Source organism: Brachybacterium sp. GU-2, from assembly GCF_030866705.2.
GTDB lineage: Bacteria > Actinomycetota > Actinomycetes > Actinomycetales > Dermabacteraceae > Brachybacterium > Brachybacterium conglomeratum.
Genome location: NZ_CP133037.2, coordinates 3,183,791 through 3,206,117 on the forward strand (window position 1 = coordinate 3,183,791; position 22,327 = coordinate 3,206,117).

Sequence of the window (22,327 nt, forward strand, 5' to 3'; positions counted from 1 at the left end):
ACACAAGTGAAGAGACGACACCACCGGCATCGGCCGGTCACCCGCAGGACGGAGGCTGCGGCGTCGGGGAGACAGTCCCGGCGAGGTGTCGGCTCAGGCCTCCGAGACAGTAGGAGAATCTGCACATGGCACGTCTGGTGGGAGTGGACCTTCCGCGCGAGAAGCGCCTCGAGGTCGCCCTGACGTACATCTTCGGCATGGGACGCACGCGCGCCCAGGAGACCCTCGCAGCGACCGGCGTCTCCGGTGACAAGCGCGTCCGTGAGGTGAGCGACGAGGAGCTCGTCCAGCTCCGCGATCACATCGAGGCGAACTACATGGTCGAGGGCGACCTCCGCCGCGAGGTGGCCGCCGACATCCGCCGCAAGGTCGAGATCGGCAGCTACCAGGGGCTGCGCCACCGCCGCGGCCTGCCCGTCCACGGTCAGCGCACGAAGACCAACGCGCGCACCCGCAAGGGTCCGAAGCGCACGGTCGCCGGCAAGAAGAAGGCTCGCTGATCCGCGGCTTCCGCTGATCGGCCGCCCGGCTCCGTGCCCGGAGCCCGCAGTCACTTCGCGCCGTTGAGGGAACCGGCGCACCCCCACACCACCAGAGGAGTTCTGCCGCATGGCAACCAAGACCCGTCAGGCCGCTGCGCGCAAGCCGCGCCGCAAGGACAAGAAGAACATCGTCAACGGCCAGGCCCACATCAAGAGCACGTTCAACAACACCATCGTGTCCATCACGGACCCGACCGGCGCCGTCATCTCCTGGGCCTCCGCCGGCCAGGTGGGCTTCAAGGGCTCGCGCAAGTCGACCCCGTACGCCGCGCAGATGGCCGCCGAGGCCGCCGCGCGCCAGGCGCAGGAGCACGGCCTGAAGAAGGTCGACGTCTTCGTGAAGGGCCCGGGCTCGGGCCGCGAGACCGCGATCCGCTCGCTCACCGCGACCGGCCTCGAGGTGGGCTCGATCCAGGACGTCACCCCGCAGCCGCACAACGGCACCCGTCCGGCCAAGCGCCGCCGCGTCTGATCCCGTCGACCGTGACGACGGGACGCCCCGCTCGTCACGGTCGACCGTGTCGGGCGGGGTCTCCCGCGCCCGGCGTCCCCGGACCCCTCGCGGGTCACCCCCGTCTTCCAGGCCCACCGCCCCCTTCTGAGCGTCATATGGCGGACGCTCGCCGAAAGGATCCACAGTGCTCATTGCACAGCGCCCCACGCTGACCGAAGAGGTCGTGTCGGACAACCGCTCCCGGTTCGTCATCGAGCCGCTCGAGCCGGGCTTCGGCTACACCCTCGGCAACTCCCTGCGCCGCACCCTGCTGTCCTCCATCCCCGGCGCCGCGGTCACCTCGATCCGCATCGACGGCGTGCTGCACGAGTTCAGCACCGTCCCCGGCGTCAAGGAGGACATCACCGAGGTCATCCTCAACATCAAGAACCTCGTCGTCTCCTCGGAGAACGACGAGCCGGTCGTGATGTACCTGCGCCGCGAGGAGGCCGGCCGCGTCACCGCCGCCGATATCACCCCGCCGGCCGGCGTGGAGATCCACAACCCCGACCTGCACATCGCGACCCTCAACGAGAAGGGCCGCCTGGAGGTCGAGCTGATCGTCGAGCGCGGCCGCGGCTACGTCTCCGCCGCGCAGAACAAGGGCGTCGACGGAGAGATCGGCCGGGTCCCGGTCGACTCGATCTACTCGCCCGTGCTGAAGGTGACCTACAAGGTCGAGGCGACCCGTGTCGAGCAGCGCACCGACTTCGACAAGCTCATCGTCGACGTCGAGACCAAGCCGGCCATCAGCCCCCGCGACGCGGTGGCCTCGGCGGGCAAGACCCTGGTCGAGCTGTTCGGCCTGGCCCACGAGCTGAACCAGGAGGCGGAGGGCATCGAGATCGGCCCCTCGCCCACCGACCAGGCGATGGCCGCTGATCTGGCCCTGCCGATCAACGACCTGAACCTCACGGTCCGCTCGTACAACTGCCTGATGCGCGAGGGCGTCCACACCGTCGGCGAGCTGACCGCCCGCTCCGAGGCGGACCTGCTCGATATCCGCAACTTCGGACAGAAGTCCATCGACGAGGTCAAGGCGAAGCTCGCCGAGCTCGGGCTGTCGCTGAAGGACTCCCCGGCCGGGTTCGACCCCGCTGCCCTGGACTCCTACTCCGACGACTTCGGCGACCAGTACTGACCTTCACTTCCACCAAGGAGAACGACCATGCCTGCACCCACCAAGGGCGCGCGCCTCGGCGGATCCCCCGCGCACGAGCGGATGATCATCGCGGGCCTCGCCACCGAGCTGTTCCGTCACGGCCGGATCACCACCACCGAGACCAAGGCCAAGCGCCTCCGCCCCCACGCGGAGCGTCTGATCACCCAGGCGAAGAAGGGCGACCTCGCCTCCCGTCGCCGCGTGATGCAGACCGTCCGTGACAAGGGCGTCGTCTACCAGCTCTTCGAGGAGATCGCTCCGACCTTCTCCGAGCGTCCCGGCGGCTACACCCGCATCACCAAGGTCGGCCCCCGCAAGGGCGACAACGCCCCGATGGCCGTCATCGAGCTGGTCACGGAGGAGTACTCCGCGAAGCAGTCCGTGGTGAAGGAGGCCGAGGGCGCCGCGAAGAACGCGTCCAAGGCCGACGAGAAGCCCGCCGCCGAGGAGAGCACCGCACCGCAGGGCGAGGAGGCCGCGACGGCCGGGGAGGACGACGCCTGAGCAGCGTCTGATCCCGCCTGATCACGAGGGCGGACCGACGGGAGGGATCCCGACGGTCCGCCCTCGTCGTCGTCCCCGCCCCTCCGCAGCGTCGCCGAGGCCCCGCCGACTCCCGTCCGGGGCCGCTGACGGTGCTCACCGCCGACGGGACCTCGAGAGGCAGGGGGCGGTGCAGTACGGTGTGTGCGGTCGGCGTGCAGCGGTGTGGCCAGGCAGGTCCCGCACTTCGCAGGCATGGCCGGCGTCCCGTTCCCCATCCTCCGGAGTGACCCCACCATGACGCAGCACCCTTCCTCCTCGTCGTCGCACCCCGCCCTCCCCGCACCGTCCGCCCCGGTCCTCGGGCAGTTGGGCGGAGACGCCCCACCCGCCGGTTCCTCCCTGCGCCGCCGTTCGGTGTTCGCGGGATCGGCGCTGGCCGGCGCTGCGATGCTGGCCACGGGCGTCGCCCGCGCCGAGGGGGAGCCGGACCCCGACGGCGCCCACGAGGACCAGCCGCCCGCGCAGGGCGGCACCGGCCGACGCGCGGCCGAGCCGCGCACCACCACCATCGCGCTGCGGGAGGCAGAGCTCGTGGAGCGCGATGGGCGCCAGGTCCGTAGGGTGGTCGGTCACCCTGCGGCGCTGGTCGGCATCACCTGGGACGAGGGGGACGTCGAGCCGGCCGTCTCGGCGCGCGGCCTGCAGGTCGACGGGGCCTGGAGTCCCTGGCACGAGCTCGAGGTCGCCGTCGACCTCGACACCGGGGTGCGCAGCAGCGGCACGGAGCCGGTGTTCTTCGCCGACGTCACCGAGGTCGAGGTGATCGGCGAGCTGGACGGCGCGGACGCGACCGAGGGCCTGTACGTCCATCTCATCGACTTCCCCGAGGATCCCAAGCAGGCCCCGATGGCGCTGGACGAGGGCGGGATCCCGGCCGACGAGGTCGCGCGTGAACGCGATGGCGAGGAGGCTGCGAGCGCGTCGGCCGAGCCGACCGCGCCGCAGGAGACCCCGCAGCGGCGCGCCGAGGAGACCGCCGCCCCCGAGGAGACCGGCGAGGACGGGCAGCCCGGCTCCGCGCCTGTTCCCTCCGACGGCGGCGGGGCGGGCCCCTCCGACGGGGGCGGGGCAGACCCCTCCGACGGCGGTGGTGGCGAGCCCTCCGACACCGGCGGCGTGGGAGGCGGCGTCGGCGGCGCCGGAGTCCAGGGCGCAGCGGTGCCTGCCCGGGGTCCGTTCCCGCCGATGGCGCTGGCCCCGAAGGATCTCGGGATCCCCGGCGCGCCGCCGATGATCACCCGGGCGCAGTGGGGCGCGACGGAGAGCGCGACCCGCTCGACCTCCACGAGCTCCGCCCTGAAGTCCGTGGTGCTGCACCACACCGCCGGGACCAACAACTACTCGCGGTCCCAGGCCGCTCAGCAGATCCGCGGCATCTTCGACTATCACGTGCGGGTGCTGGGCTGGGCGGACATCGGGTACAACGTGCTGGTGGATCGCTACGGGCAGATCTACGAGGGGCGGCACGGCGGCCTCACGCGCAACGTGAACGGCGCCCACGCCCTGGGGTTCAACACCGGCAGCTTCGGCATCTCCGTGATGGGCGACCATTCCTCGCTCAAGGCCAGCACCGAGGCGCGGGAGGCCGTGATGCGGGTGGCCGCCTGGAAGCTGCTGTCCACCTTCCTCGACGACGTGAAGGCGAAGAGCTCCTGGACGGTCGGCGTGGACGGCACCCGCTGGAAGCGCGGCACCACGGTGAGCCTGCCGAGGTTCTTCGGGCACCGTGACGTGAACACGACCTCGTGCCCCGGCGACGCCCTCTACAGCGCGATGGACGACCTGCGCTGGGGGATCCAGACCCGGATCGACTCCGGGTGGCGCTTCCATCTGCGCGCCTTCGCGGACCACGGCGGCGCCTCGACGCTGGGCACGGTGCTGACCTCGGCGCAGAAGGAGGGCGACCACACGATCACCCGCCTCTCCGAGGGCCTCATCGTGTCCGGCCCGGGCCTCTCGGCACGGGCGGCGACCACCACCGACTCGATCCGCCGCAGCTGGCGGCCGTCCTGGGGCAGGCCGTTGGAGGACCACGTCAGCGCCGGTGATCGCCACACGCAGCGCTTCGACGAGGGGATGGCGGTGCGGGAGGACGGGCGCAACCGCTTCGTCACCCCCTACTTCGTTGACGTCCCCGTCACCCACCAGTACTTCCTGGAGATCCACGACCTGCGTGAGCAGGGGATCATCCCCGGCTGGTCGGGGCGGAAGTTCCGGGTCAAGGACGCGACCACGCGCAACCAGGCGATCACCTTCCTGTACCGGCTCCTGGGATCGCCGAGCTTCACGCCGCCCACGCGCTCCCCGTTCTCCGACATCACCCCGCGGCACGCGCAGTACCGCGAGGTCACGTGGGCGCATTCGAAGGGGATCCTCGAGCCTTTCTCGGACGGCAGCTTCCGTCCGTCGGCCGCGGTGCGTCGTGACGAGCTCTCCCGCTTCCTGCACCGGGGGGCCGGGAGCCCGAAGTGGTCGCCGGCGCGGGCCTATGAGTTCTCGGACGTGTCGAAGAGCTCGTCGTACGCGACCGAGATCGCCTGGATGGCGGACACCGGCATCTCCGCCGGCTGGGGTCGCTCCTTCAAGCCCGGCGATCCGGTGAACCACGAACGTCTGGCCGCGCTGCTCACCCGCTTCCAGGGCGTGATCGGCTGAGCGACGCCTGAGCCGCAGACGAAACCGACGGATGGGCGACGGCGCGCGCGAGCTCTCGGCTCGCGCGCCCCGTCGTCGTAGCGGCTCAGCTGCTTTCGCTCAGCCGAAGTACCGCGGCAGGGTGCCCTCGCGCAGCTCCCGCAGCTCGCCCACGGAGAAGGCGCCGAGCCCGTCGATCTCCAGGGCGTCCCCGCCCGTGGTGCCGAGGCGCAGCGCGGGCACGCCGTGCTCGGCGGCGAGGGCGAGGAACAGCTCCTCGGACTCCGTCGGCACGGCGACCAGCGCTCGGGCCTGCGACTCGGAGAACAGAGCGGAGACGAGATCCACGCCGTCGCGCGCGAGCAGGGCGGCGAGGTCGATACGGGCACCGGTCCCGAAGCGGACCACGGCCTCGACCAGGGCCTGGACGAGACCCCCCTCGGAGAGGTCGTGCGCAGCGGCGGCGAAATGCTGCTCGGAGGAGGCGATCAGCACGCGGGCGAGCGTGCGCTCGGCCTCGAGGTCGACCTGCGGGGGCAGCCCGCCGAGGTGCTGGTGGATCACGTCGGACCACGCCGAGCCCGAGAGCTCCTCGCGGGTCGTGCCCAGCAGCAGCACCGCCTGCCCCTCGTCCTGCCAGCCGGAGGGGACGCGGCGCGAGACGTCCTCGAACACGCCCAGCACGCCCACCACGGGGGTGGGGTGGATCGCGGAGTCGATCAGGCCCGGCTCGCCGGTGGAGTTGTACAGCGAGACGTTGCCGCCGGTGACGGGCACCTCGAGCGCCTCGCACGCCTCGGCGAGCCCGCCGATCGCCTCGACCAGCTGCCACATGGGGCCCGGGTCCTCGGGCGAGCCGAAGTTCAGGCAGTCCGTGATCGCCAGCGGCGTCGCCCCGGCGGTCGCGACGTTGCGGTACGCCTCGGCCAGGGCGATCTGCGCGCCGGTGCGGGGGTCGAGCTTGGTGTAGCGGCCGTTCGCGTCGGTCGCGAGCGCGATGCCGCGTCCGGTCTCCTCGTCGATGCGCAGCACGCCGGCGTCGTCGGGCATGGCCAGCGCCGTGTTCCCGCCGACGTAGCGGTCGTACTGGTCGGTGACCCAGCCCGGGGAGGCGAGGTTCGGGGAGGCGATCAGCGTGCGGATCTGCGCGAGGATCTCCTCGGCGCCCTCGGGGCGGGGGAGGGCCTCGGCGCGGTCGGCCTGGAGGGCGTCCTGCCAGTCGGGGCGGGCGTAGGGCCGGTCGTAGACGGGGGAGTCGATCGCGACGGTCGCCGGGTCCACGTCCACGATCCGCTCGCCGTGGTGGTCGATGGTGAGGCGGCCGTCGCCGGTGACCTCGCCGATCACGGCCGCCTCGACGTCCCACTTCGCGGCGATCGCCTGGAACTCGTCGAGCTTCTCCGGCGGGACGACCGCCATCATGCGCTCCTGCGACTCGCTCATGAGGATCTCCCCAGCGGTGAGGGTCGGGTCGCGCAGCAGCACCTCCTCGAGGTGGATGTGCATGCCTGAGCCGCCGTTGGCGGCGAGCTCGGAGGTCGCGCAGGAGATGCCCGCGGCGCCGAGGTCCTGGATGGCAGCGACGGTGCCGGCCGCATACAGCTCGAGGCAGCACTCGATGAGGACCTTCTCCATGAAGGGATCGCCCACCTGGACGCTCGGGCGCTTCAGCGGCCCGTCCTCCTCGAAGGTCTCCGAGGCGAGGATGGAGGCGCCGCCGATCCCGTCCCCGCCGGTGCGGGCGCCGAAGAGGACCACCTTGTTGCCCGCGCCGGTCGCGGCGCCGGAGCGGATGTCCTCGTGGCGCATCATGCCCACTGCGAGCGCGTTGACCAGCGGGTTGGTCTGGTAGGAGGCGTCGAAGACGGTCTCGCCGCCGATGTTCGGCAGGCCGAGGGAGTTGCCGTAGCCGCCCACGCCGGCGACCACGCCGTGGACCACCCGGGCGGTGTCGGGGTGGTCGATCGCGCCGAAGCGCAGCTGGTCCATGACTGCGACGGGCCGGGCGCCCATCGAGATGATGTCGCGCGCGATGCCGCCCACGCCGGTCGCGGCGCCCTGGTACGGCTCGACGTAGGAGGGGTGGTTGTGGGACTCGACCTTGAAGGTCACCGCCCAGCCGTCGCCGATGTCGACGACGCCGGCGTCCTCGCCCATGCCCACCAGCAGCTTCTCGCGCATCGCGTCGGTGGTGTGCTTCCCGAAGGTGCGCAGGTGCTTCTTCGAGGACTTGTAGGAGCAGTGCTCGGACCACATGACCGAGTACATGGCGAGCTCGGCGTTGGTGGGGCGACGGCCCAGGATCGCGCGGATGCTCGCGTACTCGTCGTCCTTCAGCCCGAGCTCCGCATAGGGCTGCACCTGGTCCGGCGTCGCGGAAGCGTTCTCGACGGTGTCGGACTCCGCGGTGTGGCCGTGGGGGGAGGTGGGAGTGGTCTCAGCGGTCATCGCGGGGTCGGGTCCGTTCGTCACGAGGGCTGGGGGAGCGGCGGGCCTCGCGGCCCGGCGCAGGGTGCCCCCAGTCTACGAGCGACACGGACGGCAGGGGCGCCCGGGGCAAGCGCTGAGATCGGGAGTGAGACCGGAACGGCATCCGGCGGGGCGGCGCGCACGGGAAGAGCGGCCGACGGGGACCTCGTCCCGTCGGCCGCTCTCCCGGCCCGTGCTGGTCAGGCGCTCGGCGTTCGGCCTGTCAGCGCTCTGACCGTCAGCGCTCGGGGCGTCAGCGCGAGGAGCCCTTCCTCCCCTCGCCGCGACGCGCTCGCTTCTCCGCATCGCGCAGCGCCTTCTCGCTCACGGGCGCGTCGCTGCTCGCCCGCTGCGCGCGGAAGTACGCGGCGGCCTCGTCCTGGCGCTCCTGCTCCCCGCCGAGCGCGATCGGCGCCCGAACGTGGCCCGGCCGGATGTCGAAGGCCGCGACCAGGTCCAGCACGTGCGGGCGCAGGCGCCACAGCAGTCGGCGCAGGTCACCCTCGATCTGGCGGCCGCGCTGGGTGGAGATCATCCCGCTGAGCAGGAACCAGGCGAGGTCGTCGTTGATCGCGGTGAGGCCGAACAGGTCCCGGACGTCGGTGAGCACCGCCTTCGAGCCCTCGTCCTCGAGCGCCTCGATCCCGGCGGTGAACGCCCGCCAGCGCACGAGATCGGCGTGCGCGCGGGCGGCGTCGAGCATCTCGACCTGGTGCTTGTTGACCTCGGCGGCGGCGTCGGCCGGGCTCATCCTCGCGGTGCTGCGCAGGGCGAGGGCGACCTCCTCGACCTTGATCCTGGCGCGGTCGGCGAGCATCTCCTCCTGGAACTCGGCGCTACGCATCGAGTCGAAGGCGCGGCGCGCGTTGCCGCGGTCGCTCACGCTCTGGCCGAGGCGGGCCCAGGGGGTGTGGCGCTTGGCGAGCACCTCGGCGCGCTGGGAGATGAAACGGCCGATCCCGGCGCGGTCCACGTTCTTCAGCTCGGAGGTGTAGTCCGACAGCAGCCGCTTGGCGACCAGCTGCAGCAGGATCGTGTTGTCGCCCTCGAAGGTCGCGTACACGTCGAGGTCCTGGTGGAGCCCGACGAGCTGGTTCTCGGCCATGAAGCCGGAGCCGCCGCAGGCCTCGCGGCACTCCTGGATGGTGTCCAGGGCGAGCCAGGTGGAGGTCGGCTTGAGCGTCGCAGCGAGGGTCTCGAGGTCCTCGCGGCCCTCGGGGGTGTCGCCGCGGCCGGAGAATACGTCGTCGAAGGCATGCAGCAGCTGCTCGTGCGCGAAGGCGCCCGCGTAGGTCGCGGCGAGCTTCGGCAGCAGGCGGTGCAGATGCGCCTGGTAGTCCATCAGCACGGTCTCGCGCGTCGGGTCGGCGGCGGTGAACTGGCGGCGCTGGGTGGCGTAGGTGATCGCGATGTGCAGGGCGAGCTGCGAGGCGCGGATCGCGGAGCCGTCGAGCGAGACGCGGCCCTGCACGAGCGTGCCGATCATCGTGAAGAAGCGCCGCCCGGGGGAGTCGATGGGGGAGGAGTAGGTGCCGTCCGCGGCGACGTCCCCGTAGCGGTTCAGCAGGTTGCGGCGCGGGACGCGCACGTGGTCGAAGGCGAGGCGACCGTTGTCGATGCCGTTCAGGCCGCCCTTCTCGCCGTCGTCCTCGCTCTGCACGCCGGGCAGGAGGTTCCCCTGCGCATCGCGCACCGGCACGTAGAAGCAGTGCACGCCGTGGTCGACGCCGTTCGTGATCAGGCGCGCGAAGACCGTGGCGGCCCTCGCGTGGATCGCGGCGTTGCCGAGGTAGTCCTTCCACGCGGCGCGGAAGGGGGTGTTGATGACCCACTCGCCGTCCTCGCCGCCCTCGGGGTCGAAGGTCGCCGTGGTGGCGAGGGACTGCACGTCGGAGCCGTGCCCGATCTCGGTCATCGCGAAAGCGCCGGGGGTCTTTAGGTTCATGGCGCCCGGCACCCAGGCCTTCTGCTGCTCCTCGTCGCCCAGCTGCACGATCGCGGAGGTGAACAGCCCCCACTGCACGCCGGCCTTGATCTGGAGGGACGGGTCGGCGACGACCAGCTCCTCGAAGGCGGCGACGTTGGCGCCGTTGTCGTTCGGGCCGCCGAGGTGCTCGGGGAGCATCGGCAGCGAGACCTCTTCCTCGGCGAGGGTCCGGAGCTGGCCGAAGACCCGCTCCCGGTGCTCGGCGACGCTCGCGTCGATCGGGCGGTGCATCTCGGGGCGGGCCGCCCGCTCGCGGGCGTCGCGCCGAGCGTCGGCCCAGCTGCCCAGCAGCGCCTCGGAGACCATCTCGACGTCGAGGCGGGGGCTGCCGTCGGCGGGGACCGGGATCGGGCCGGTCGGCGTGGGGCTCGCGGCGGCGTCGGCGGCTCTCGCGGCGGCGGGCGCGGGGGCGGATGTGGTGGTGGAGGTCTCGGCGGTCATGCGTGCAGTCCCTTCATCAGCCAGGTGACCAGGTGGGTCACGAGCTGATCGGAGGTGAGGGTGGTCGGGGCGCCGTCGGCGGCCTCGAGGTCGTTCATCCAGGTGTCCACGGCCCGTTCGACGAAGCCCACCGCGCCGGTCGCCCAGATCTGCGGCGAGGGGGTCCCGGCGGGGAGGAAGGTCGTGATGATGCGGGTCACGGAGTCGAGGAAGTGGTTCAGCCCGTCGCTGGGGCGGGTGACGAAGCGGTACACGCCGGGGGAGCGCTGCGCGGTCGCGACGTAGGCGCGGATCATCGCGTGGATGCGCTCCTCGGGCGCGGGCTCGCGGCCCATCCGCTCCTCGAGCACGCGCATCTCCGCGAGCAGCTTGTCGTGCATCGCCTGGAGGATGCTGCGGCCCAGGTCGCGCTGGAGGTGGGACTTGTCCTCGAAGTACCGGTAGACGATGGACTTCGAGGTGCCCGAGGCCGCGGCGATGTCCTCCATCGTCACGTCGGGGCCGCGCTCGTGGATCAGATGCCGGGCCACGTCCAGCAGCTCGGCACGTCGCTGCTCTCGGTGCTGGGCCCAGCGGGCTGAGCGCCCGTCCACGGGGGCTTGCGTCGTCGCATTCACAGAACCTAGGGTATCAAGTACCGACGGTTCTATGTAAAGTCCTTCCCGACGATCCGTCCCCGTGACCACGAAGAGGTGCCCCACAGTGACCCCCACCGACTCCCCGCGCGATGCGCTGATCCTCGGCGGCAACCGGATCCCGTTCGCCCGCTCCGGCGGGCCCTACGCCGGGATCTCCAACCAGGACCTGCTCACCGCCGCGCTCGAGGGCCTCGTCGCCCGCTACTCGCTCCAGGGCGAGAAGCTCGGCGAGGTCGCCGGCGGCGCCGTGCTGAAGCTCGCCGGCGACCTCAACCTCACCCGCGAGAGCGCGCTGGGCACGCCGCTGGACCCCCGCACCCCCGCCGTCGACATGTCCAAGGCCTGCGCGACCAGCCTCGAGACCGTCCTGCACGTCTCCAACCGGATCCGTCTGGGCCAGATCGACTCCGCGATCGCCTGCGGCGTCGACTCCGCCTCCGACTCGCCGATCGAGGTCACCCCGCGCCTGCGCCGCATCCTCCACCGCGCCTTCGCGGCGAGGACCGCGATGCAGCGCGTCAAGGCGCTCTCCGCGATCCGCCCCGCGGACCTCGCCCCGGTCCCGCCCCGCAACGGCGAGCCCCGCACGGGCCTGTCCATGGGCGAGCACCAGGCGCTGACCACCGCGCAGTGGGGCATCACCCGCGAGGCCCAGGACGAGCTCGCGCTCGCCTCCCACAAGAACCTCGCCGCCGCCTACGACGCCGGGTTCCTCGACGACCTCGTCACCGGCTACCGCGGCCTCGCCCGCGACCAGAACCTGCGTGCCGACTCGACCCTGGAGAAGCTCGGCACCCTCAAGCCCGTCTTCGGCGTGAAGTCGCCGCAGGTCGCAGAGCCGACGATGACCGCCGGCAACTCCACCCCGCTCTCCGACGGCGCCTCCTCCGTGCTGCTGGGCAGCGCCGAGTGGGCCGCCGAGCGCGGCCTCACCCCGCTCGCCCGCGTGGTCGACGCGCGCAGCGCCGCCGTCGACTTCGCCCATGGCGACGAGGGCCTGCTCATGGCCCCCGCCTACGCGGTCCCCGAGCTGCTGGACGCGAACGGCCTGGCCCTGCAGGACCTCGACCTCTACGAGATCCACGAGGCCTTCGCCTCCACCGTGCTGACCACGCTCAAGGCCTGGGAGTCCGAGGAGTTCTGCCGCGAGCGCCTGGGCCGCTCCGCGCCGCTCGGCGCGATCGACCGCTCGCGGCTGAACATCACCGGCTCCTCCCTCGCCGCCGGCCACCCCTTCGCCGCGACCGGCGGCCGCCTCGTCGCGACCCTCGCCAAGCTCCTGCACGAGCGGGCGAAGGAGACCGGCCGGGTCCAGCGCGGCCTGATCTCGGTCTGCGCCGCCGCCGGTCAGGGCACGGTCATGCTGCTCGAGTCCGTCACCGACTGACACCCCGACCCTTCACGGAGGTCCCCATGGCCGACGCCTACACCCGCTTCATCCGCTCCGCCCCCGGCGGCATGCTCGCCAAGCAGCTGGGCCTGCCCCGCCCCTCCCGGCTCCTGCGCCGGGAGGACCGCCCCGAGCCCGTGCTCGGCCCCGTCGTCGTGCTCGGCGCCTCGGCCGGCGCCGACGCGGTCGCACACCGACTCCTCGAGGGCGGCGTCGACGTGCGCCGCCGTGTCGAGGGCCTGCGCTCGATCGGCTCCGTGATCGTCGTGGCCGACGAGCTCTCCGCGCCCGCGGAGCTCGGGCCGCTGCTGCTCCCGCTCGCCGGCGCGATGCGCGCCCTCGCACCGGGCGCGCGCCTGGTGACGATCTCCCGCCCGGCGACGGGCGAGGAGCCTGCGCGCGATGCCGCCCGCGGCGGTGTCGAGGGGTTCCTGCGCTCGGTCGCGCACGAGATGCGCGGCGGCGCGACCGCCAACGGCATCCTGCTGGCCGACGGGGTCGGTGTCGACGCCCCCGGCGCCGTCGGCGCGCTGCGCTTCTTCCTCTCCGCCCGCAGCGCCTTCATCACCGGTCAGCTGCTGACCGTCTCCACCGAGGCGGGCAGCACGACCGAGAACGCCTCGCTCCCGCTCGCCGGGCGCACGGCGCTGGTCACCGGGGCCGCGCGCGGCATCGGCGCGGCGATCGCCCGCACGCTCGCGGCCGACGGCGCACGGCTCGTGGTGCTCGACGTCCCCGGCGCGGGCACCGAGCTCGCGCGCCTGGCCAACGAGCTGCGCGCGATCCCGCTCCAGCTCGACGTCACCTCGGCCGACGCCGGGCGCCGCGTGGTCGAGTTCCTGCGTGAGAAGGGGCTGACCCTCGACGTGCTGGTGCTCAACGCCGGCATCACACGGGACAAACTGTTCGCCAACATGACCCCGGACCGCTGGGACCCCGTGCTCGCCGTGAACATTACCAGCCAGATCGCGCTCACCGAGGCCCTGCTCGAGGCCGGGAACGTGCTCGGCGCGCAGCCGCGCATCGTCTCGCTCGCCTCCACCAGCGGCATCGCCGGCAACCGCGGCCAGACCAACTACGCCGCGTCCAAGGCGGGCGTGATGGCCTTCGTCGACGCGCTCTCGGGTCGTCTCGCCCCGCTCGGCGGCACCGCGAACGCGGTCGCGCCCGGCTTCATCGAGACCGAGATGACCGCGAAGATGCCGCCGCTGACCCGCGAGGTCGCCCGGCGCGTGAACTCGCTGCAGCAGGGCGGCCTGCCCGTCGACGTCGCCGAGGCGATCGCCTTCCTCGCGAGCGACGAGGCGGGCGGCGTGCAGGGCGAGACCCTGCGCGTGTGCGGCCAGAACATGGTGGGCAAGTGAGGGCGCGGCAGGGCGCCGCGGCGCGCGCCGAGAACGCGCCGGAGCAGGTCAAGGACCTCTCCGACGTCCCCTCGTTCCCCGCGATCTACGCCGCCGCGCTCGACCCCCGCTCCCGCCTCGGCGGGAAGCGCGGAAAGGGCGGAAAGGGCGGCGGCGCGGACACGCTGCCGAACATCGCCTACCGGGTGAGAAAGGTGCGGATCGACGCCGAGCGCGCCCGCGACTTCGACCACCTGATGGGCGGTCCCGCGACGGACCTGGTCCACCCCGGCGTGCTGCACGTGCTCGCCTTCCCCGTCTCGCTCGCGCTCATGGCCCGGCGCGACTTCCCCTTCCCGCTGCTGGGCCTCGTCCACCTGCGCAACCAGGTGCTCCAGCACCGGCCCGTGAAGGTGGACGATCTCGTGGACGTCGAGTGCCGGGTGCGGGACCTGCGCCCGCACCGCAAGGGCCGCACCTTCGAGGCGGTCTCGACGATCCTCGGCGAGGACGGCGAGATCATCGCCACCGACGTCTCCACCTATCTCGTCAAGGGCGGGAAGCCGGCCGCGGCGGAGCCCTCGGGCACCGCTCCGTCGGACGACGCGCCCTCGGACGGCGGGCGGTCGCGGCGCGACTTCGTGCCGCCGCAGCCGACGGGCCGCTGGGTGCTCGGTGCGGACATCGGACGGCGCTACGGCGCCGTCTCAGGCGACGTGAACCCGATCCACCTCTCCGCCGTCACCGCGAAGGCCTTCGGCTTCCCCTCGGCGATCGCGCACGGGATGTACACCGCCTCGCGCGCCTTCACCGAGGCGAGGGTGGACCTGTCGAAGCCGCTGCGCTGGGACGTCAGCTTCGACGCCCCGGTCACGCTGCCCGGCTCCGTGCTCGTCGCCTTCGAGGACGATCCATCGGCCGGGACCGCACGGTGCGTGGGCTGGAAGCCCGCCCGCGGCGAGAAGGGGCCGCGGCGCTGCTTCGAGGTCGAGGTGACGACGCTCGAGCGGTAGACGGGGCGGGGTCGGGACGGTCTCGGCGGTGCCCTCGCCGCTCATCCTGTGAGCGGTGGGCAGGGCGGGGGCGAGCCCCTGAGGGACCGGAGACCTCGGCCTCGGAGTCTGTAGCGGCGGTGGTCGACGGGATGCTCCCGTCGACCACCGCCGCTCTCGCTGTCGGGGCTCCTGCTGATTCTTCGAGCGGTGATCCGTCGACAACGCGAACAGGAGACTGGCGGTGTTCGAAACGGTGTCGTACTGGCGATGTCTGTCGCTTCGGTCTGATCGCGGCGCTCGGTCCCGGAGCTGTGAAGTGCGTGAGCGTTCTGTCTCCTCCACACAGGATGTTTGTCCACAATTCCAGACTACTGATCAGTAGTGATGGCGCAGCTCTTTCGTTCGTCGAACAGACATGCGAAAATACAGGCATGTCATTCGATTCGCGCGGTGGGGCCGTCGAGCCTCCGGAGCCCGACGGGGAGTCCCGTCGGCCCGGGGGCGCGCCGAGCCTCGTCGCGGGGGTCGAGGAGCTCGTCGTCGACGGCATCGACGTCGTCCAGGCCAAAGCGGCGCTCGCACGGCTCGGGGAGCGGGGATCGGCCGATCTCGAGGCGCTCGACGCGCAGCGGACGATCGCCCTGCTGACGGAGCTGCGGAAGCTCTCCGGCGCGGTGGCGGCGATCGAGGCGCGTGCCCTCGTCCGTCTCGAGGCGGCGGTCGCCGCCGACAGCCTCGAGCGCGGGGAGACGCCCCAGCAGGCGCAGAAGGTCGCGCGTGCGGAGGCTGCAGCTGCGCTGAAGAAGTCCACATCGGCCGCGGGGCAGAGCATGTCCTCGTGCAGGCGGCTCGTCCGCTCGATGCCCCGTGTGCTCCGGGCCCTCGCCCAGGGGCGGGCGATGCCCTCCGCCGGCCACCAGGTGGGGCGCGCGATGGGGCCGGCGACCCCCGCGCAGCGGGAGCAGGTGGACCGGATCCTCGGCGCGCATCTCGCGGACCTCGAAGACTGCGGACCGGGGGAATGGGGCGACGAGGCCGCGCGGATCCTCCACGCGCTGGACCCCGAGGGTGCGGCCGCGCGTCACCGCGTGGCGCGACGGGAGCGCAGCGTCACCGTACGCCGCGGACGGCACGGCATGGCGACCCTGACCGCGCATCTGCCCGGCCTCGACGCCGCGCGGATCCGCAAGACGCTGTCGGTGGCCGCCGAGCGGTCGCGGGCCGACGGCGACCGGCGCGGTCACCAGCAGATCATGGCCGATCTCCTCGCCGACACGGTCCTCGGCCGCGGCGAGGGAGGCGAGCTGCCCGTGGTCGACATCGGCGTGATCATCACCGACCGCTCCCTGCTCGCGCCCGGCCATGCCGACGCCGCGACCGTGGAAGGACTCGGCGCGGTCCCGTACGAGCACATCCGCGAGGAGATGCTGCGCGCGCTCGAGCACCCGGATCCCGAGGTCGTCCTCGCGCTGCGCATGCTCTACGCGCACAGGGAGGAAGGCCAGCTCGTCGCCGCCGAGTCCCGGGCGCGGGCGTTCCCCGCCGGCCTCGGCCGCCTCCTCCGCTACGCGCACCAGACCTGCCGCGCCCCGCACTGCGACGCGAGCATCCGGCAGATCGACCACATCGTCCCCTGGGCGCAGGGCGGGCCGACGAGTCTCGACAACGGCAACGGGCTCTGCGCCGCCGACAACCAGAAGGAGGCGGCTGGCGCGACCGCCCGCGTGCTCACCGACGAGGACGGGACCCGACGCACCGTCGAATGGACCACCCGCTACGGACAGACCGCAAGGCGGCGCGGGGTGAATTTCGATCCCGTCGGCACGGCGCTGCGGAAGGGGGAAGGACACCGGCGGTCCCGGACGTCGACGAGGGAGCCGCCGCGGAGCCCGACCAAGACGGGCTCACCCCGGTGCACCGACTCCTCGCGCTGCCGGAGCTCCGTGCAGTGGAGGCAGTGGAGGAGGACGGCGAGGTGCAGGCTGCCGAGGTGCGTCCCGAGGACGCGCGGCCTCTCGGCGAAGGGTCCGCTCCCGACGCAGAGCCCGCGACGTCGCGACCAGGGGGCACAGTGCGGCCGCATCCTCCCGCAGGGAGAAGAGCGGCCCGGGTGGACTACCTCGTGGTCCTGCCGCCCACTGGCTCACGCGCACGGCCACCGGAGCAGGACGCGGCCTGAGACCGAGCCGTCGGCACCTTCAGCCCAGCCCGGCCTCGAGCGTCCCCAGCAGGTGCTCGACGAACTCGGCGGGCCGGACCTCGTCGAGCAGCTCCACCGTCGGTCTCCGACCCCATCGCCCCAGCTCGTCGCCGACGGTCTGGCCACGGGTGAGCGTCCCTGCGAGCTCGACGTCCACGGGGAGCGGCCGAGTGCTCGCGAACTCGCCGGTCAGGGCATGGGCGGTGACCAGCGGATCGTGCACGCGCGCGGTCCAGCCGAAGCCGTCAGCCTGATGGAACTCGAAGTAGAAGCGCACCGCATCGGCGAGGATCCGCGCGACCGGCTGCGCCGAGCGGGCGGCGAGGGCCTCGAGCCGCTCGAGCTCCGCCCCGGTGAAGACGATCTGCTCGGTCGCCTGCAGCGCGCCCAGCACCGGCAGCTGCGGTGCCGAGGCGAAGGCCGCGAGCACGCGCTGCGCCGCCTCCGGGTCCACCGCGATGTTCCACTCGCTGGTCGCACCGGTGTTGCCGCGATGGTTGATCGCACCGCCCATCACGTGCAGCCGGCGCAGCAGCCGCGGCAGCTCCGGCTCGATCTCGAGGGCGAGTGCGAGATTCGTGTGCGGGCCGAGGACCAGGCCGACGAGCTCCCCGGGCCGTTCCCGCGCCAGGTCCACCCACAGCTGCGCCCCCGTGCGGGGATGCTCCGCGCGCGCGGCCTCGGGCAGCACGGCGTGGCCGAGCCCACCCGGGCCGTGGGTGTCGTCGGCGAACATCGGCGGCTCGACCAGCGGACGGTCCGCGCCGAGGGCGACCGGTGCGTCCAGGCCCAGCAGCTCCGAGAGCGCGAGGTTGTTGCGGTGCACGGTCGCGGCCGGGACGTTCCCGCCGGTCGAGACGATCCCGGCGATCTCCGCGTCGTCACGGCAGGCGAGATAGGTCAGGGCGATCGCGTCGTCGATGCCGGTGTCGCAGTCGACCAGGAGGGGAAGTGCCATGGGGTCAGCCTACGGAGGCACGGACGCTCGTGATCCGGCCGCCGACCGGTCGGGGCAGCCGGCGCCGCCCGTCGGTGCGGACTCGGACCGGTGACGCCCGTATCGTGCGACAAGCGGAGAGCGCCGGGCTCTCGGGGCGCTGGAATTCGTCAGCCCAGCGGCCCGAACAGGGCGAACGCGAGGCCGGCGATGAGGAGCGCGCCCGGGATCAGCATGCTCCCCACCAGCAGTCGGGGCCTGCCCTCGGCGGAGTTCGCCCCGGCTCGCAGGCCCTGGCCGATGAACCAGGCCGCGAGGACGAGATCGATCAGCGCCACGAGCAGGACGACGACGAAGGGGGCGGTGTCCATGAGCCCATCCCACCATGCTCCCCGGCGCGACAGAGGCCGCTTCCGGAATCCCTTCCCTCGGGTCGCAGGAGGGCGGAGGATCTCTCCATGGCGCATCCGCAGATGTTCGACGACGACGATCCGTGGCTCGAGCGCGTCCGGGAGATCGCCCTCGCCCTGCCCGGGGCGAGGGAGAAGATCAGCCATGGCCGGCCCGCCTTCCACACCGTGAAGGTGCACTGCTACTACGGCGGATCCCTCAAGGTCGACGGGGAGTGGGTTCCTCATGAGCAGTCCGTGATGCTGCACCTCCCGCCCCGAGAACGGGCCGCGCTCGCCGAGGAGCCCCGCAGCTACGTGCCCGCCTATCTCGGGCCGTCGGGCTGGCTCGGCATCGACCTGGACGAGGCGACCGACCTCGTCGAGCTCGCCGAGCTGATCGAGGAGTCCTATCGCACCGTCGCCCCGGCGCGGCTTATCGCGGAGCTGGAGGCGCGGGAGGGCTGAGCTGCAGGCGAGAGGTCGGGCCCGACTCAGTTCGGCGGCGTCGGCAGGTCCTGGAACGCCTCGAGCAGCGGCATCAGATGCTCGCCGATCTCGACCTGCGCGAGCAGCAGCCCGATCGTCCCGTCGGCGTCGACGAAGAAGTCCGTGCCGAAGCCGCCCGACCATCCCCAGCGGCCGCGATGCTCCCCGTCCGTGACGACGCAGACGCCGAAGCCCCAGCCCGTCCCGTCCCAGAAGCCGGGGTAGAACGAGTCGGGCTGCTTGACGGACGAGGGCACCTGATCGGTCGTCATCATCGCGAGGTGCTCGTCGGAGAGCAGCTCGCCGTCCCGCAGCGCGCGCAGGAAGCGCAGGTAGTCCGCGGCGGTCGAGACGAGCTCGCCGTGGGAGACGTCCCCGTTCGGCGGGCCGACGAGCGGTCCGGCACCCGCGGGCTCGACCTCCACCAGCTCGCCGTCCTCGACGGCGCAGGCAGGCGGGAGGCGGTGGCGCTGCGCCTCGGGCACGAACGCGCTGGTGTCGACCATCCCGAGCGGATCCAGCAGGTCCGCGCGCAGGTGCGCGTCCAGCGGCGATCCGGTCACCCGGGAGAGCAGGATCCCGAGCACGGAGAAGGAGTGGTGGTAGCGCCACACCCGACCGGGCTCGCCCGCCAGCGGCAGCGCGCCGAGCGCCGCGAGCCATTCGTCGGCCGCGAGGGTCCACGGCGCCGAGCCCGCCTCGAGGCCGGACTCCGCCATCGCCCGCTGCAGCGGACCCTCCGCGGTCGCGATCCCGATCCCGGAGGTGCAGTTCAGCAGATGACGGAGCGTGATCTCGGTGTGGGAGGGGACGGCCTGGTCGAGGTCGGCGTCAGGACGGGGGAGCACGCGCGGGGCGGCGAGCTCGGGGAGCCAGGGAGCGACCGGGGAGTCGAGCGCGAGCACGCCCCGTTCGACCAGGCGCAGCGCCGCGACGGCCTGGATCGCCTTGGTCATCGACTGGATGCGCACGATCGCGTCGGCCGGGAACGCCGCACCCCCGGGCGCGACCGCCCCGCGGGCGACGGGCTCGGGATCCCGCCCGTGCGCGGTGATCCCGCCGGGCACGGTCCCCGCATCGATCGCGGACTCGAGCAGTCGGACGGCGGGCGAGGTCGGTGGCGACATGGACACAGCGTAGGGGTGCGGTCGACAGCCGGGACAGGGCCGGCCGTGCGGACCACCCCGCCGCCTAGACTCGGACCATGACCACCTTCGAGGACTTCGTGCTGCTGGAGCCGCGTGAGGTCCCGCTCGGCGGACCGCGCGGCATGACCGTGCACCGCACCCTGCCCGCCCGGCGCACCTCCCTCATCGGCGCCTGGTGCTTCGTGGACCACTTCGGTCCCGACGACGTCTCCGCGACCGACGGGATGCGCGTGGCCCGCCACCCGCACACCGGGCTCGCGACCGTGTCCTGGCTGTTCGACGGGGCGATCACCCACCGCGACTCGATCGGCAGCCACGCCCTGGTGCGGCCCGGCGACGTGGACCTCATGGTCGCCGGCTCCGGCATCACCCACTCGGAGTTCTCCGCGAACGACACCACCGTGCTGCACGGCGTCCAGCTCTGGTACGCCCTGCCGGACCGGACCCGCTTCCGCGAGCAGGAGTTCCTCGTCCACACCCCGACGGAGGTCGCGACCGGCACGGCCCGCGCCCGCGTGGGCCTCGGGACGCTGCACGGCGTGGACGGTGACGGGGACCTGCTCGAGGACGCGAGCCCCGTCGTCACCGACACGGACCTCGGCATGGCCCAGCTCGAGCTGCGTGCCGGGAGCACGCTGCGGCTCGACCTCGACCCGGGCCACGAGCACGGCGTGCTCGTGGACCGCGGCACCGCGCGGCTCACGACGGCCCGCGGGACGGGACCTGCGACGGGCGGAACGAACGACGAGTCGTCGGCCCGGTCGCTGCGCGCCGATGTCGCGCCGCGCGAGCTGATGGTCCTGCCCGACGACGTCGACCACCTCGAGATCGAGGTGACCGGCGACGAGGACCTCCGCCTGATGCTGCTCTCCGGCGAGCCCCTGGGCGAGGACATCATCATGTGGTGGAACTTCGTGGGCCGCTCCCACGAGGAGATCGAGGCGTTCCGCGCCCGCTACCAGGCCGAGATCGGCGTCGAGCTCGCACTCGAGAACGCCCCGATCGCGCAGAGCGCCCGTGAGCGCGGGGGACTCGCCGAGGACGACGAGCAGTTCGGCCCCTTCGCCCCGCACACCCCCGCCGCGCTGCCCGCCCCGAGGCTGCCCGGCGGGCGCCTGCGCTCGCGCGGACGGCGGGGCATGCCCGCCTGAGACCGACGCGAGGGCCGCGCCCCCGCCCCCGAGGAACGCTGCACGGCCCGCCCTGCACCCGACGTCCCTGCCCTCCATCCCACTGCACGAGAGATCTCATGACCAGCACCGCCTCCCAGCCCGAGCCGACCGACGAGCTCCCCGCCCCCGACCAGACCGAGCGGGTGATCCTGCGCGCCGCCCAGGAGCACGGCGAGATCGGCTGCCCCTGCGACATGCTCGTGATCGGGGATACGACCGGTGTGCTCACCGCCGAGGCGCTCGAGCTCCTCTCCGACCACCCCGGCGCGCGGGTCCTGTCCTGGACCAGCTCCCGCGCGGAGACCGACGCGCTCGCCACGCTGCTGCCCGGTCCGCTCGAGGCCGGGCGCCTCGTGCTGCCGACGGATGCGGAGCCCGCCCCGCTCGAGCAGTTCGCGGCCGGGGCCGAGGCGCATCTCGCGCTGGCCCGTCTGCCGAAGTCCCTCGCCGCGCTCGAGGACCTCGCCCGACGCCTCGCGGTCGTCGCGGAGCGCAGCGGGCGGGACGACCTCACCCTCGTCGCCGGCGGCCGCGTCAAGCACATGACCCATTCCCAGAACGACACCCTCGCCGCCGTGTTCTCCGAGGTGCGCGGCTCGCGCGGACTGGGCAAGTCCCGCGCCCTCGTCGCCTCCGGCCCGCGCGCCGACGTCGACGCCGCGCAGCCCGCGACCGGTGAGGCGCGCATCGCGGTGCGCGGTCAGGAGCAGGCGCTCGCGCTGCGCGGCCTCAGCGGCGTGTTCGGCGGGGCCCGGGCCGACGCCGGCTCCCTCCTGCTGCTCGAGGCGCTCGATCGAGCGGTCGACGGCGGGGAGCTCGCGACGGGAGACGAGCAGTCCGGCACCGCCGCAGAGGACGGAGCCGGGGAGAACGCGATGGCCCGCGCGGACGGGGACGCCGGCGACCTGCCCCTCGCGGTCGACCTCGGCTGCGGCAACGGTCTGCTCACCGCGTATCTCGCCGCCGCGCTGCCGGGGATGCGGGTGCTCGGCAGCGACGACGACGCCGATGCGGTCGCCTCGACCCGCGCGACCCTCGCCGCCACCGGACTGGACCGCGAAGGGGTGCAGGTGACCTGGGACGTCTCGCTCTCCCGGTGCGAGGAGGCGAGCGCCGACCTGGTGCTGCTGAACCCGCCCTTCCACGACGGCACCGTGGTCGACGCGACGCTCGTCCAAGGCCTCCTCGACGCCGCGGCCCGCGTGCTGCGCCCCGGCGGGCAGCTGTGGTTCGTGCACAACTCCCACCTGCGCTACCGGCCCGAGCTCGAGGCCCGCTTCGGTGCCGTCCGCCAGCGCGCCCGCGACCGCCGCTTCACGGTGCTGAGCGCGGTCAGGGCCTGACAGCGCAGG

18 protein-coding genes are annotated in these 22,327 nt (G+C 72.9%); 11 read left to right on the forward strand and 7 right to left on the reverse strand.

Going from position 1 to position 22,327, the window contains the following annotated elements; translation table 11 throughout:
• Positions 1–125: 125 nt before the first annotated feature.
• The 5 genes from rpsM (at position 126) to RBL05_RS14655 (ending at position 5,398) form a co-directional block, all read left to right on the forward strand.
• The gene (gene rpsM / locus RBL05_RS14635) at positions 126–500 is read left to right on the forward strand and encodes a 30S ribosomal protein S13 (protein WP_010550307.1); all 375 of its coding nucleotides are present in this window, start codon (positions 126–128) and stop codon (positions 498–500) included.
• 109 nt (positions 501–609) lie between these two features.
• On the forward strand, positions 610–1,014 hold the full coding sequence (gene rpsK, locus RBL05_RS14640) for a 30S ribosomal protein S11 (RefSeq protein ID WP_010550306.1): 405 nt from the start codon (positions 610–612) through the stop codon (positions 1,012–1,014).
• A 166-nt stretch (positions 1,015–1,180) separates the two neighbouring features.
• Entirely contained in the window at positions 1,181–2,176 is a 996-nt protein-coding gene (locus RBL05_RS14645; protein ID WP_308738860.1) for a DNA-directed RNA polymerase subunit alpha, read from the forward strand.
• 27 nt (positions 2,177–2,203) lie between these two features.
• Complete coding sequence (rplQ, locus tag RBL05_RS14650; RefSeq protein ID WP_318603862.1) at positions 2,204–2,701, forward strand: 50S ribosomal protein L17; 498 nt, start codon at positions 2,204–2,206, stop codon at positions 2,699–2,701.
• 276 nt (positions 2,702–2,977) lie between these two features.
• A complete protein-coding gene (locus RBL05_RS14655) occupies positions 2,978–5,398 on the forward strand; it encodes an S-layer homology domain-containing protein (protein WP_308738859.1) in 2,421 nt (806 codons plus the stop codon).
• Positions 5,399–5,497: 99 nt separating this feature from the next.
• Here the strand turns inward: RBL05_RS14655 and purL are convergent, their stop codons facing one another.
• The 3 genes from purL to RBL05_RS14670 all read right to left on the reverse strand — a co-directional run bounded on the left by purL (position 5,498) and on the right by RBL05_RS14670 (position 10,891).
• The gene (gene purL / locus RBL05_RS14660) at positions 5,498–7,825 is read right to left on the reverse strand and encodes a phosphoribosylformylglycinamidine synthase subunit PurL (protein ID WP_318603864.1); all 2,328 of its coding nucleotides are present in this window, start codon (positions 7,823–7,825) and stop codon (positions 5,498–5,500) included.
• A gap of 274 nt (positions 7,826–8,099) precedes the next feature.
• Positions 8,100–10,274, reverse strand: a complete 2,175-nt coding sequence (locus RBL05_RS14665; RefSeq protein WP_308738858.1) for an acyl-CoA dehydrogenase — start codon at positions 10,272–10,274, stop codon at positions 8,100–8,102.
• The gene (locus RBL05_RS14670) at positions 10,271–10,891 is read right to left on the reverse strand and encodes a TetR/AcrR family transcriptional regulator (protein ID WP_308738857.1); all 621 of its coding nucleotides are present in this window, start codon (positions 10,889–10,891) and stop codon (positions 10,271–10,273) included. The genes RBL05_RS14665 and RBL05_RS14670 overlap by 4 nt, the downstream gene beginning before the upstream one ends.
• Positions 10,892–10,976: 85 nt before the next feature.
• On the opposite strand from RBL05_RS14670, the gene RBL05_RS14675 reads away from it, so the two are divergent.
• Genes RBL05_RS14675 through RBL05_RS14685 form a run of 3 tightly spaced genes read left to right on the forward strand, consistent with a single transcriptional unit; the run spans position 10,977 to position 14,658 of the window.
• On the forward strand, positions 10,977–12,299 hold the full coding sequence (locus RBL05_RS14675; protein WP_308738856.1) for an acetyl-CoA C-acetyltransferase: 1,323 nt from the start codon (positions 10,977–10,979) through the stop codon (positions 12,297–12,299).
• Positions 12,300–12,325: 26 nt separating this feature from the next.
• On the forward strand, positions 12,326–13,666 hold the full coding sequence (locus tag RBL05_RS14680; RefSeq protein WP_308738855.1) for a 3-oxoacyl-ACP reductase: 1,341 nt from the start codon (positions 12,326–12,328) through the stop codon (positions 13,664–13,666).
• The gene (locus RBL05_RS14685; RefSeq protein ID WP_308738854.1) at positions 13,663–14,658 is read left to right on the forward strand and encodes a MaoC/PaaZ C-terminal domain-containing protein; all 996 of its coding nucleotides are present in this window, start codon (positions 13,663–13,665) and stop codon (positions 14,656–14,658) included. Before RBL05_RS14680 ends, RBL05_RS14685 begins: the two co-directional genes overlap by 4 nt.
• A gap of 416 nt (positions 14,659–15,074) precedes the next feature.
• On the opposite strand, the gene RBL05_RS14690 is transcribed toward RBL05_RS14685, so the two are convergent.
• From RBL05_RS14690 to RBL05_RS14700, 3 genes are all read right to left on the reverse strand, one after another.
• A complete protein-coding gene (locus RBL05_RS14690; RefSeq protein WP_318603867.1) occupies positions 15,075–16,214 on the reverse strand; it encodes a hypothetical protein in 1,140 nt (379 codons plus the stop codon).
• Between the two features lie 624 nt (positions 16,215–16,838).
• Positions 16,839–17,798: a nucleoside hydrolase gene (locus RBL05_RS14695; RefSeq protein ID WP_308738852.1), complete on the reverse strand. Its 960-nt coding sequence runs from the start codon at positions 17,796–17,798 to the stop codon at positions 16,839–16,841.
• 149 nt (positions 17,799–17,947) lie between these two features.
• Positions 17,948–18,148, reverse strand: coding sequence for a hypothetical protein (locus RBL05_RS14700; RefSeq protein ID WP_308738851.1), 201 nt, complete (start codon positions 18,146–18,148; stop codon positions 17,948–17,950).
• Positions 18,149–18,235: 87 nt separating this feature from the next.
• On the opposite strand from RBL05_RS14700, the gene RBL05_RS14705 reads away from it, so the two are divergent.
• A complete protein-coding gene (locus RBL05_RS14705) occupies positions 18,236–18,634 on the forward strand; it encodes an MmcQ/YjbR family DNA-binding protein (protein ID WP_308738850.1) in 399 nt (132 codons plus the stop codon).
• Between the two features lie 26 nt (positions 18,635–18,660).
• Here RBL05_RS14705 and RBL05_RS14710 read toward each other — a convergent pair whose 3' ends face one another.
• Positions 18,661–19,782 (reverse strand): serine hydrolase domain-containing protein, encoded by a 1,122-nt coding sequence (locus tag RBL05_RS14710; protein ID WP_308738849.1) that lies wholly within the window; start codon positions 19,780–19,782, stop codon positions 18,661–18,663.
• Between the two features lie 77 nt (positions 19,783–19,859).
• Here RBL05_RS14710 and RBL05_RS14715 point away from each other — a divergent pair, with 77 nt between their 5' ends.
• Positions 19,860–20,954 (forward strand): pirin family protein, encoded by a 1,095-nt coding sequence (locus RBL05_RS14715; protein ID WP_308738848.1) that lies wholly within the window; start codon positions 19,860–19,862, stop codon positions 20,952–20,954.
• Positions 20,955–21,052: 98 nt separating this feature from the next.
• Complete coding sequence (locus RBL05_RS14720; RefSeq protein ID WP_308738847.1) at positions 21,053–22,318, forward strand: class I SAM-dependent methyltransferase; 1,266 nt, start codon at positions 21,053–21,055, stop codon at positions 22,316–22,318.
• The last annotated feature ends 9 nt before the right edge of the window (positions 22,319–22,327 follow it).